Source organism: Tepidimonas thermarum (assembly GCF_007556705.1).
Classification (GTDB): domain Bacteria; phylum Pseudomonadota; class Gammaproteobacteria; order Burkholderiales; family Burkholderiaceae_C; genus Tepidimonas; species Tepidimonas thermarum.
On record NZ_VJOL01000063.1, the window covers coordinates 1 to 12,020 of the forward strand.

The following is a 12,020-nucleotide window of genomic DNA, read 5'->3' on the forward strand; positions in this document are numbered from 1 at the left end:
CCCGACGACGGCACGGAGACCCCCGGGTGGCAGCCGCCCCCCGCCCCATTGGGCGAGGCGGTGTGGCAGGACTACGCCAGCCTGGGCCTGAGCCTGCGTGCGCACCCGCTGGCGCTGCTGCGCGCGCGACTGCCCGCACCGCGCTGGCTCCATGCCGAGCGGCTGCGCCGCCAACCCAACGGGCGCCTGGTGGGTACCTGCGGGCTGGTCACGGCGCGGCAAAAACCCGGCACGGCCCGCGGCGTGCTCTTTCTGACGCTGGAAGACGAAACCGGCACCATCCCCGTGATCGTGTGGCGCCACGTGCAGGCGCGTTTTGGGCCGGCGCTGCTGCACGGCCGGCTGCTGGCCATACGCGGCCAATGGCGGCGCCAAGGCGAGGGCGAACACGCCGTGTGCCACCTGATCGCCGGGCACGTGCAAGACCTCAGCGCCTGGCTGGGCGAGCTGGCGGTGCCCAGCCGCGATTTCCATTGACCCGCTGCCCGCACCGCCCCGGCAGCGCGCGCCTGCGTGGCGCCTGCCCTCAATCCCAGCCGCGGTCGCGCAGCAGGCCCACCACCACGCCTTCGATGGCAAAGCCGTCGCCCGGGCGCACGGGGATATCGGCAACGGCCGGGTTGGCCGCCTGCAGCCGCCAGTGCGCGCCGTCGCGCAGCAGCCGCTTGACGGTAACCTCGTCGCCCAAGCGCGCCACCACGATCTGCCCCGAGCGGGCCTCACGCGTGGCCTGCACGGCCAGCAAATCGCCGTCGTGGATGCCAGCATCGCGCATGGACCAGCCGCGCACACGCAGCAGGTAGTCGGGCCGGCGCGCGAACCAGCGCGCATCGGCTGGGTAGACCGCCTCGACATGCTCCTGCGCCAGAATCGGCGAGCCGGCGGCCACCCGCCCGATGAGCGGCAGCTGCAACAGCGCCGCCGTGGGCTCCCCGTGCGGCGGCTCGGCTGGCGACGCCTCAGCGGCGTCGGCGGCGGCGGCTGCTGGCGCCAGCAGCCGGATGCCGCGCGCGCTGCCCTCGAGCAGCTGCACCACCCCTTTGCGGGCCAGGGCGCGCAGGTGCGCTTCGGCCGCGTTGGGCGAGCGAAACCCAAACGCCTGCGCGATTTCGGCCCGCGTCGGCGGCGCACCGCGCTCGCGCACGCTGGCCGCGATGAACGCCAGCACCTCGCGCTGGCGCGCCGTCAGGCCATCGGCCGGGGCCGATGCAGGCTCAGGCGGGCGCTGCGTGCGTGCCCGGCGCCCGATGCGCGGGGAAAGCGGCAAAGACGGCATGATGGCGCACTGTAGCAGCCCGTCACCCCGCAGCGCCAGTGCCGCGGCGGCGCGCGCCGCGCCCTGCCCCGGGCGCACCGTCTGCCGCCGGCGCCGGGGCCTGCGCGCCCGGGGGCTGTGCGGCCCGGCGCGCCGCGCGCTGCGCCTGCCGTTGCGCCTCGGCCACCTGGGCGGCGTGCAGCCAGGCCGCAAACGACGCGGGCGTCTCCAGCGTGATGCGGCCCAGCGCACCGGCGCGAAAGTCGGCCAGCAGCACCTCGCCAGCCTTGTGCGGATCGACGCGCCCTCCGGGCAACAGCGCCCCGCGCTTGCGGCCGATGGTGGCCAACAGTTCGTGGTCCGGGCAGGTGGCGATGGCCGCCGGCGTCAGGCCCAGGCGGTAGCGCGCCTCCAGCCGCTCGGGGTAGTCGGCCTGCAGCGCGCGCAGCAGGGCCAGCGCCACCTCCTCCTCGTCGAACGCGTTGCGCCCGACCGCCCCGCTGGCCGCCAGCCAGTCGCCGCTTTCCGGCACGATGATCTTGGGCCACAGCATGCCCGGCGTGTCGTAGAGGTACACGTCGTCGGCCAGCACGACGCGTTGCTCCTGCTTGGTCACGCCGGGCTCGTCGGCCGCCTTGGCGGCGCGCTTGCCAAGCAAGGTGTTGATGAGCGTGGATTTGCCCACGTTGGGGATGCCCGCGATCAACACCCGCAGCGGTTTGACCATGCCACCCCGGTGCGGCGCCAGACGACGGCACTCCGCCACCAGCGTGCGCGCCGGCCCCGGCGTGTGGGCATGCAGCGCAATGGCACGGGTGTGCGGCTGGGCGTTGTAGTGCGCCAGCCACTGCGCGGTGCGCACGGGGTCGGCCAGGTCCTCCTTGTTGAGCACCTTGAGGGTGGGCCGGCCGCCGATGAGCTGGGCCAACAGGGGGTTGGCGCTCGAACCCGGGAGCCGCGCATCGAGCAGCTCGATGACCACGTCGGTGGTCTTGAGCCGCTCGCGCAACGCCTTTTGCGTGGCGTGCATGTGACCGGGAAACCACTGAACGCTCATGACGGAACTCCTGACCAGTCGATCCAGCCGGGCGGCGCCTCAGGCATGCGCCCGCAGCCACCCGTGCAGCTCGGCCACGCTGTGGGCGACAAAGCGCGGCGCCAGCGCGCGCAGCTCGTCGTGCGGGTGGGCGCCGTAGGTCACGGCCACCGCGTCACAGCCGGCGTTGCGCGCCATCTGCAGGTCGTGCGTGGTGTCGCCGATCATCAGCGTGCGCTCGGGCGGCACGTCGAATTCGGCCATGAGCTCCAGCAGCATCTGCGGGTGTGGCTTGCCGGCGGTCTCGTCCGCGGTGCGCGATGCGTGAAACACCCCGTGCAGCGCCACCGTCTGCAACGCCACGTCCAGGCCGCGGCGGCTCTTGCCCGTGGCCACGGCCAACCAGTGGCCACGCGCGCGCAAATCGTGCAGCAGCGGCAGCACGCCATCGAACAGCGTCACCTCGTGCTGGCGCGCAAACCAGTGGTGGCGGTAGCGCTCCACGAGCAGCGGCTGGCGCTCCGGGGGCACGTGCGGCGCCGCGTGCGCAAGCGCCTGCGCCAGCCCCATGCCGATCACCCAGGCGGCCTGCTCGCGCGCGGGCGCCGGCGCGCCCACGTCACGCACGGCGTCCTGGATGCAGCCGACGATGAGGGCGGTGGAGTCGAACAGCGTGCCATCCCAGTCGAAGGCAATCAGGTCGTAGCGGCGCTGACGCGCGCCGGCCGCAGGGGCAATCGAATCGCTCACAGTGGGCCTTGGAATGCAAAGCGTCCCGCAACCGGGGCGTACAAAAATGACAAAAGGCGCATGACAAGCGCCTTTTGCCGCCGGGAGAGGAACGTCCGGATCAGGAGGCGATGCGGAAGTTTTCGATGTTGCCGCCGGCTTCCAGGATCTTGCGCACCCATTCCGGCTTGCGACCCGGGCCACCCGACCAGAGTTCCCCATTGGGGCCGCGATACTTGGGCGCGGCTTTGGTGCGCGTGCCTTTGCCCTTGCCGCGCGCGGCGCCGGTGGCCAATTCGTCGGCGGTGATGCCGTACTCGGCCATGCGGGCGCGGATTTCGGCGATGACGCCGGCGCGCTCTTGTTTGCGCAATTGCTCGGCTTGGGCCAGCAGGGCTTCGGCTTGGGCTTTGAGTTCAGCGTAGGTTGCCATGACGACGTTTCCTGTTGATGGAAGGCTGAAGAAAGTGTGGTGGCGCGATTGTAATCAAAAAAACCGGCGCACGTCAGCCCAATCGATCAATTCCGGGGGCAGCGGCGCACACAATTGCAACTCGCGGTCCTCGGCGGGGTGGTGAATCGCCAGTTGCCAGGCATGCAGGAACATGCGTTTGAGGCCGTAGCGCGCCAGCAGCCGGTTCCATTCGAAATCGCCGTACTTGTCGTCGCCGGCAATCGGATGACCCGCATGCGCCAGGTGCACCCGGATTTGATGGGTGCGCCCGGTTTTGATGGTGACGGCCAACAAGGTCAGCGCGGGCGCCTGCGCCGGCCAGCCGCTCGGCGGCGTCACCGTCCCGATCACCCGCACCAGGGAAATCGAGCGCTGGCCCTGGGGGTCATCGGCATCGGTGACGCGCACGCGCCGCTCGCCATCCGGGCGCAGGTATTTGTGCAGCGGCACATCGATGACCTTGCGCGACGCGGGCCACGCCCCCCGCACCAGGGCCAGGTAGGTTTTGCCCGTGCGGCGCGCGCGAAATTCGTCCTGCAGCCGCTTGAGCGCGCTGCGCTTTTTGGCCACCAGCAACACGCCGCTGGTTTCGCGGTCGAGCCGGTGCACCAATTCCAACAGCGCGGCATCCGGCCGCGCCCGGCGCAGCTGCTCGATCACCCCAAACGCCACGCCGCTGCCGCCATGGACCGCGACGCCGGCCGGCTTGTCCAGCGCCAGCAGCCAGGCATCCTCGTACAAAATGGGAAAGGTGCGCGCCGGCACGGCCACGGCCTCGGTTGCGGCGCGCTGGGGCAGGCGCACCGGGGGCAGGCGCACATCGTCGCCGGGCTGGAGCCGGGTGTCGGCGCGCGCACGCGCCTTGTTGACGCGCACTTCGCCGCTGCGGATGATGCGGTAGACCAGCGTCTTGGGCACGCCCTTGAGCTCGCGCAACAAAAAATTGTCAAGCCGCTGGTCGGCCGACTCCGCATCGACACGCAGGTGACGGACAGTGGGTTGGGTCATGCCACGACAGCGGCGCAGCAGCCGCCACGGCACACGAAAAAGCGCTCCACCCCTATAATCCGGGCGTTTGTTTGTGTGCCAAAGAACATTCGGGGTGGGCGCTAGTGTACGGCACGCCCCGTGCGCCGCAGACAAACACCCGTTGCCGATCCCCAGGCGGGGCGGCAGGTCCGCAGCCAGCGCCACGACAGGGCGCGGCCGTATCGGACGCGTGCGCCCCGCTGGGAAGAACCGACGTCCCGTCAGCGAACCCGATACGGAATACCCCCAACGTGCAGCCCGCCTGCGACCCGCATACCCGCTGGGCCGGCTGCACGCGGACCCAGTGACCACCGAGACGCCCGCCAACCCGTGTTGCACAACGGCCTGTCGTCCCTGATCACCGTGATCCACGCGCCCATGCCCGGCAGCGTGTGACCCCCGGCCCGGCACACCGCCGGGCCGGGGCCTGCGCATGTCTGTGGCTCTCCGGCAATTCCTCCCCCGTTCGCTCGATCGGTCTGCGGTTCGCGGCACCCGCGCCCCCGCAAAGGCGCATGTCCGACCGTGTTCGAGGAACGACCATGAAACGCATGTTGATCAACGCCACGCAGGCCGAAGAGCGCCGGCTGGCCATTGTCGATGGACAAAAACTGCTCGACTACGAAGTCGAGATCGAAGGGCGCGAGCAGCGCAAAGGCAACATCTACAAAGCGGTGGTGACGCGCGTGGAGCCGTCGCTGGAAGCCTGCTTCGTCGATTACGGCGAAGACCGCCACGGCTTTTTGCCGTTCAAGGAAATTTCCAAGCAATATTTCCAGGGCAACGTCTCGCCCGCGCAGGCGCGCATCCAGGACGTCATCAAGGAAGGCCAGGAACTGCTGGTCCAGGTGGAAAAGGAAGAGCGCGGCAACAAAGGCGCCGCGCTGACCACGTTTATCAGCCTGGCGGGGCGTTATGTGGTGCTCATGCCCAACAATCCGCGCGGCGGTGGCGTCAGCCGCCGCATCGAGGGCGAGGACCGCGCGGAACTCAAGGCCACGCTGGACAAGCTCGAATACCCCCAAGGCATGAGCATCATCGCGCGCACCGCCGGCATCGGGCGCGAGGCGGCCGAGCTGCAATGGGACCTCAATTACCTGCTCAAACTCTGGAGCGCCATCGAAGGCGCGGCCAAGGCGCTCAACAAGCCTGAGCTGATCTATCAGGAATCGACGCTGGTCATCCGCGCCATCCGCGATTACTTCAACAGCGACATCGGCGAAATCCTGATCGACACCGACGACATCTTCGAGCAGGCCAAGGGCTTCATGTCCCACGTGATGCCGGAATATGTCAACCGGGTCAAGCGCTACCGCGACAACGCACCGCTGTTTTCGCGCTTCCAGATCGAGCACCAGATCGAAACCGCCTACAGCCGCACCGTCACGCTGCCCTCGGGGGGGGCGATCGTGATCGACCAGACCGAGGCGCTGGTGGCCATCGACGTCAACTCGGCGCGCGCCATCAAGGGTGGCGATATCGAGGAAACCGCGCTGCGCACCAACCTGGAAGCCGCCGACGAAGTGGCGCGCCAGGCCCGTTTGCGCGACCTCGGCGGCCTGATCGTGATCGACTTCATCGACATGGAGGACAGCAAAAACCGGCGCGAGGTCGAAAACCGCCTGCGTGAGGCGCTGCGCCAGGACCGCGCGCGCGTGCAGTTCGCGCCGATCAGCAAGTTTGGCCTGCTCGAAATGAGCCGCCAGCGCCTGCGCCCGACGCTGTCCGAAGGCGCCTCCATCCCCTGCCCGCGCTGCGGCGGCTCGGGCCACATCCGCGACACCGAATCGTCGGCGCTGCAAATTCTGCGCGTCATCCAGGAGGAGTCGCTTAAGGACAACACGGCTGCCGTGCTGGTGCAGGTGCCGGTCGAGGTGGCCAGCTTCCTGCTCAACGAAAAGCGGGTCGAAATCACCAAAATCGAGCTGCGCCAGCGCATCAACGTGCTGCTGGTGCCCAACAAGTCGCTCGATACGCCCAACTACAAGCTCGAGCGCCTCAAGCACGACGACCCACGTCTGGACAACCTGGACGCCAGCTACAAGCTGGCCGACATCGCCGAGGACGTGGCGCTGGTCACGCGCCGCAGCCAGGAACGCACCAACCGGCAAGAACCGATCATCAAGGGCGTCCTGCCCGACAGCCCGGCGCCCGTGGCCGCCCCCAAGCCGCAGCCGGCCGCTGCTGAAGCGGCGGCACCGGCGCCCGCTGTGGCCGCAGCGCCGGCGCCCACCCCGCGCCCGGCGCCGGCCGCTGCGGCGGAGACCGGCTTTCTGGCCTGGCTCAAGCGGCTGTTTGGCTGGCAGGCCGTGCCCACCCCAGCGCCGACGGCAACAGCGGCCGCCCCGGCAACGGTGGCCCCTGCCCGTGAGCGGGTGGCCGACGACGAGCAGCGCGCGCGCAACGGCCGCAACGGCCGCAATGGTCGTGGCCGCGGTGAGGCCCGCGCCGAACGCCCGGCCCGGCCCGAACGCGGTGACGGACGTGGTGAAGGCCGCGGCGATGGCGAGCGCGCCGACGCGGCCCGGCCGGCCAACACCACCGCGCAACCCAGCGAGACCGTGCAACCGCGCGAACGCGCTGAGCGCGCCGAACGCCGCAGCCGTAGCGAACGGCCGCGCCGCGCACCAGGCGGCGACGGCACCCCGGCGGCGGCTGACGAGGCGGTGCATGCGGCCGCGCAGGCTGCCGCACCCGCGCCCCAGAACGGCGCCGCGCCGACCGAAAGCGGCACACCCGAGGGCGGCCGCGAGCGCGGCGAACGCCGCCGACGCGGCCGCCGCGGGCGGGCTGACGCCACCGCCCACGCCGAGGGCGTAGGCGACAACCTGGGCACCACCGAAAACGCCGAACGCGCCGACAGTGCCGATACCGCCACCACCCCCCCAGCGACGGTGGTGAGCGACGACGGCAACGCGACACCTGCCACCCCGGGCGGTGCTTCCACCCCAGCGACGGAGGACGCCAACGCCCCTGTCAGCCAGGGCGGCGAGGGCGAGGAGCGCGCGCGCGGCACACGCCAGCGGCGCAGCCGCGACCGCTACGGGCGCGACCGTGCGCGCGAGCGCGACACCGCGACCGGCACCGAGTCGCCCACAGCGCCTGATGCCACCAGCGCCGAGGCGGTGAGCACCCAACCCGCGCCCGCGGACGATGGCACACCCCGGCGTTCGTATTTCACCGTCCCCGCGCCAGCCAGCGCCGAAGCGGCGCCCGCGGCTGCACCGACCGAGGCACCGGCCAGCCCCGCGCCTGCCGCGCAGGAAGCGCCCGCTGCTGCGCCCGCGCCGACGGCGGTGGCCGACACCGGTCTCGCTTCGGCCGCACCGGCGCGCTACACGCTGCCGGTGGACGAGCTGGCCGCGCTGGCGCAGGCGGCCGGGTTGCAGTGGGTGCAGTCGGACGCGCAAAAGGTCGCCGCCGCGCAGGCCGCCATGGCAGCGGAGCCGCCGCCCGTGCACGTGCCGCGCGAGCCGCGGCCCGCACCTGTCGTCGACGACGGCCCGCTGGTGCTGGTCGAGACCCGGCGCGACCTGCGCGAGCTCAAGCTGCCGTTCGACGCCTGAGCAGCCGCGCCCGCCCCGGGGAGTTGACCTGCGTCAACACCCCGGGCTGCCGCCTACCCTACGCTTGCGCGCCATGACGACCGAAACCTTTCCCGAGGTGCCCGAGTTGGTCTGGAGCGACGCGCTCGTCACCGGCGATGGCCGCATGGACGAAACGCACGAGGAATTCGTGATCCAGCTCGCCCGACTGCGCGCCCTGCCCCACGACCAGCAGCTCGAACCCTACCGCGCCCTGGTGGCGCACACGGTGGAACACTTCGCGCGCGAAGAGCGCTGGATGGTGGCCGTTGGCTTTGCCGCAGACAACTGCCACGCCAGCCACCACCGGCAGATCCTCGAGACCATGCGCGCTGTCGAAACGCATTTTCTGCAGGGCGACACCGACATCATCGACCGCATGGCTGCCGCGTTGGCCGAATGGTTCCCCATGCACGCGCAGACCATGGACGCCGGCCTGGCGCAGCACATGCGCGCCGTGGGCTTCGACTCGCGCACCGAGACGCTGGCCGACCCCAGCCGTGTGCGGCCGGCCACCATGACCGGCTGCGGCAGCGTGCACTGCAGCTAACGCGCCAACGCGGTACCGGGCAACGCCGGGCAGTCGCGCTGGCGTGGGGTTTTCTTCAACGCCGCGCGGGCGCTTTTCACGTGACGCGCCGCGGCCGCGGCGCTACGATGCCCACGCATCTACGAGGAAATGCCCATGCCCGTCATCACCTGCATCGAAGACCTGCGCCGCCTGGCGCAGCGGCGCGTGCCGCGCATGTTCTACGACTACGCCGACAGCGGCTCGTGGACCGAGAGCACCTACCGCGCCAACGAGTCGGACTTCCAGCCCATCCGGCTGCGCCAGCGCGTGGCCGTGCCCATGGAGCCGCGCAGCACCCGCAGCACCATGGTCGGCCAGCCCGTGGCCATGCCGGTCGCGCTGGCGCCCACGGGCTTGACCGGCATGCAGCATGCCGACGGCGAAATCCTGGCCGCGCGTGCCGCGCGCGCCTTCGGGGTGCCGTTTACGCTGTCCACGATGAGCATCTGCTCGATCGAGGACGTGGCCCAGCACGCTGGCGAGGGCTTCTGGTTTCAGCTCTACGTGATGCGCGACCGCGACTTCATCGAGCGCCTCATCGACCGCGCCAAAGCGGCCCGCTGCGGGGCGCTGGTGCTGACGCTGGACCTGCAAATCCTGGGCCAACGGCACAAGGACCTCAAAAACGGCCTGTCGGCGCCGCCCAAGCTGACGCTGCCCAACATCCTGAACATGATGACCAAGCCGCGCTGGTGCCTGGGCATGCTGGGCACGCCACGGCGGCAGTTCGGCAACATCGTCGGGCACGTCAAAGGCGTCTCCGACATGGGCAGCCTCTCGGCGTGGACCGCGCAGCAGTTCGACCCCAACCTCAATTGGGGTGATGTCGAGTGGATCAAGAAGCGCTGGGGCGGCAAGCTGATCCTCAAGGGCATCATGGACGTGGAAGACGCCAAGCTCGCGGTGGACTCGGGCGCGGACGCGCTCATCGTCAGCAACCATGGGGGACGCCAGCTCGATGGCGCGGAGTCGAGCATCCGCGCCCTGCCGCGCATCGTCGAGGCGGTGGGCCAGCGCATCGAGGTGCATGTCGATAGCGGCATTCGCAGCGGCCAGGACGTGCTCAAGGCGCGCGCGCTGGGCGCCCGCGGCACCTACATCGGCCGTGCCTTTTTGTACGGGCTGGGCGCGCTGGGCGAAGCGGGCGTGACCAAGGCGCTGGAGATCATCCACAAAGAGCTCGACCTGACCATGGCCTTTACCGGCCACACCAACATCGAGACGGTGGACCGCTCGATCCTGATCCCCGGCACCTACCCCACCGCCTGACCGCAGGCGTCCGCGCAAAACAACAGCGCCCCTGGCGGGGGCGCTGGGCGGGGTGCGGCGCGGCAAACGGCACGCCGAGCCCCCTGTGCGGCCGCGGCGCTGCCGCGCCGCGTGGCCTCAGATCACGACGCCGGGGTTTTTCTCCATGCCAATCAGCTTGGGCTGGTTGACCTTGAGGCGCCCCACCACCTTCTTGTCGCGCAGGTAGGTGCTGACCACGTCCCAGATCGGCTCGGCCGTGCCCTGCACGCCTTCTTGCACCGAGGCCCAGCCGGCCACCTTGTAGGTTTTGTCGGCCTCCATCGGCTTGCCACGGATCATCAGGTTTTGGATGCGTTTGCCCACGGGCGCGGCCGGATCGATGGTGTATTCGATGCCGCCGACGCGCACCATGTCGCCGCCCTGCTGGTAGTACGGGTCGGGGTTGAACAGGTTGTCCGCCACGTCCTCCATGATCTCCTTGATCTGCGCACCGGTGAAGGTGTTGAGGGTGGTGGTCGGGTAGGTGATGGCCATCTGGTCCATCATGCGCTCGTAGGTGATGGTGTCCCCCGGCAGCAGGCTGGTGCCCCAACGCACGCCCGGCGAGAAGGCTGCATCCGCCCCCTTGACCTCCATCAGCGCCTCGCAGATGAGCTGGTCCCAGGTGCCGTTGAAGTTGCCACGGCGGTAGAGCGTGCCCTCGGTGACGGCCAGCTTTTCTTCCAGCTTGGCCTTGTAGGGGGCGCGCACCTTGTCGATGAAGGCCTGCATCTCCTGATCCGCCGGCAGCAGGTTGGCAAACACCGGCAGCAGCCGGTACTGGTAGCCCTGCACCTTGCCGCCGCGCACGTCGAAATCCAACACCGCCAAAAACTTGCCGTTGGAGCCGGCATTGGTGACCAGCGTCTGGCCACCGGCGTTTTTGACGATGACCGGCGCCGGCATGCCGTCGTGCGTGTGGCCACCCAAAATGGCATCGACGCCGCGCACGCGCAAGGCCATCTTGATGTCGACGTCCATGCCGTTGTGCGACAGCACCACCACCACCTGGGCACCCTTGGCGCGCACCTCATCGACCATCTTTTGCAGGTGATCGTCACGGATGCCAAAGGTCCAGTCGGGCACCATGTAGCGCGGGTTGGCAATCGGCGTGTACGGGAAGGCCTGGCCGATGATGGCCACCGGCACGCCGTTTTGCTCCTTGATCACGTAGGGCTGGAAAACCAGATCCTCAAAGTCGGCCGTCTTGACGTTGTGGGCCAGGAAGTCGATGTGGCCTTTGAAGTCTTTCTCGACCACTTCCTTGACGCGCTGGGCGCCGAAGGTGAACTCCCAGTGCGGCGTCATGACGTTGACACCCAGCAGTTTGCAGGCGTCCACCATGTCCTGGCCGTTGGTCCACAGCGACGTGGCCGACCCCTGCCAGGTGTCGCCGCCGTCGCACAGCAGCGCGTGCGGCCGGTCGGCCTTGAGCATCTTGACCAGCGTGCGCAGGTGCGCAAAACCGCCCACCTTGCCGTAGGTCTTGGCCGCACGCTCGAAATTCAGGTAGGTAAAGGCATGCGCCTGGTGCGTGCCCGGACGGATGCCAAAGTATTTGAGCAGGTGCTCGCCCACCACGTGCGGCGCGCGCCCCCAAGCCTCGCCCAGGCCGATGTTGACGTTGGGCTCGCGGAAGTAGATCGGCATCAACTGCGCGTGGCAGTCGGTGAAGTGCAAAAAGCTGACGTTGCCAAACTTGGGGACGTGGTACAGGCGCTCGCCAGCACCGGGCTTGGCGGCGAGCACGTCCTCGTGCGTCAACGCCATGCCCGAGGCGCTGGCCACGGCGAGCACCTGGAGAAATTCACGGCGGCTAAAACTCATGATGCGGTTCCTGTGGAAATGAACGGGGCGCTGCGAAAGCAAAAAGACCAGCGGGCCATAGGGTCCGCTGGCCCTTGCGGGGCCGCGCACACGCAGCCCGGGGCGCGTGGTGCAGCACCTTAAGCGATGGTGGCCTCGTCGGTGCGCGACTCACCCTTGTTGTCGGTCCACTTGACCACCACCTTGTCGCCCTTGTTGCCGCCCTTGAACTTGAAGCTCAAAAACGGGTTTTGCGACACCGCCCC

At 69.5% G+C, this 12,020-nt stretch carries 11 protein-coding genes; 4 read left to right on the forward strand and 7 right to left on the reverse strand.

What is annotated here, in order from left to right; all coding sequences use genetic code 11:
* Positions 1 to 477 (forward strand): OB-fold nucleic acid binding domain-containing protein (locus tag Tther_RS11830; RefSeq protein ID WP_246099031.1); only part of this gene is annotated, 477 nt, incomplete at its 5' end.
* A gap of 49 nt (positions 478 to 526) precedes the next feature.
* Here Tther_RS11830 and lexA read toward each other — a convergent pair.
* From lexA to Tther_RS11855, 5 genes are all read right to left on the reverse strand, one after another.
* On the reverse strand, positions 527 to 1,276 hold the full coding sequence (lexA, locus tag Tther_RS11835; protein WP_143904130.1) for a transcriptional repressor LexA: 750 nt from the start codon (positions 1,274 to 1,276) through the stop codon (positions 527 to 529).
* Positions 1,277 to 1,298: 22 nt separating this feature from the next.
* Complete coding sequence (gene ylqF / locus Tther_RS11840) at positions 1,299 to 2,312, reverse strand: ribosome biogenesis GTPase YlqF (RefSeq protein WP_143904132.1); 1,014 nt, start codon at positions 2,310 to 2,312, stop codon at positions 1,299 to 1,301.
* Positions 2,313 to 2,351: 39 nt separating this feature from the next.
* A complete protein-coding gene (locus tag Tther_RS11845) occupies positions 2,352 to 3,041 on the reverse strand; it encodes an HAD family hydrolase (protein ID WP_246099032.1) in 690 nt (229 codons plus the stop codon).
* A 100-nt stretch (positions 3,042 to 3,141) separates the two neighbouring features.
* Complete coding sequence (locus Tther_RS11850) at positions 3,142 to 3,453, reverse strand: H-NS histone family protein (protein WP_143904136.1); 312 nt, start codon at positions 3,451 to 3,453, stop codon at positions 3,142 to 3,144.
* Between the two features lie 54 nt (positions 3,454 to 3,507).
* The gene (locus Tther_RS11855) at positions 3,508 to 4,482 is read right to left on the reverse strand and encodes an RluA family pseudouridine synthase (protein ID WP_143904138.1); all 975 of its coding nucleotides are present in this window, start codon (positions 4,480 to 4,482) and stop codon (positions 3,508 to 3,510) included.
* A gap of 563 nt (positions 4,483 to 5,045) precedes the next feature.
* Here Tther_RS11855 and Tther_RS11860 point away from each other — a divergent pair.
* The 3 genes from Tther_RS11860 to Tther_RS11870 all read left to right on the forward strand — a co-directional run bounded on the left by Tther_RS11860 (position 5,046) and on the right by Tther_RS11870 (position 9,927).
* Positions 5,046 to 8,069, forward strand: coding sequence for an Rne/Rng family ribonuclease (locus tag Tther_RS11860; RefSeq protein WP_143904140.1), 3,024 nt, complete (start codon positions 5,046 to 5,048; stop codon positions 8,067 to 8,069).
* Between the two features lie 73 nt (positions 8,070 to 8,142).
* Positions 8,143 to 8,637 (forward strand): bacteriohemerythrin, encoded by a 495-nt coding sequence (locus tag Tther_RS11865; RefSeq protein ID WP_143904142.1) that lies wholly within the window; start codon positions 8,143 to 8,145, stop codon positions 8,635 to 8,637.
* Between the two features lie 135 nt (positions 8,638 to 8,772).
* Entirely contained in the window at positions 8,773 to 9,927 is a 1,155-nt protein-coding gene (locus Tther_RS11870) for an alpha-hydroxy acid oxidase (protein WP_143904144.1), read from the forward strand.
* Positions 9,928 to 10,044: 117 nt separating this feature from the next.
* Here Tther_RS11870 and soxB read toward each other — a convergent pair whose 3' ends face one another.
* Both soxB and Tther_RS11880 read right to left on the reverse strand, forming a co-directional pair.
* Positions 10,045 to 11,775: a thiosulfohydrolase SoxB gene (gene soxB / locus Tther_RS11875; RefSeq protein WP_143904146.1), complete on the reverse strand. Its 1,731-nt coding sequence runs from the start codon at positions 11,773 to 11,775 to the stop codon at positions 10,045 to 10,047.
* A gap of 119 nt (positions 11,776 to 11,894) precedes the next feature.
* A partial coding sequence (locus Tther_RS11880) for a thiosulfate oxidation carrier complex protein SoxZ (RefSeq protein ID WP_185975088.1) occupies positions 11,895 to 12,020 on the reverse strand: 126 nt, incomplete at its 5' end.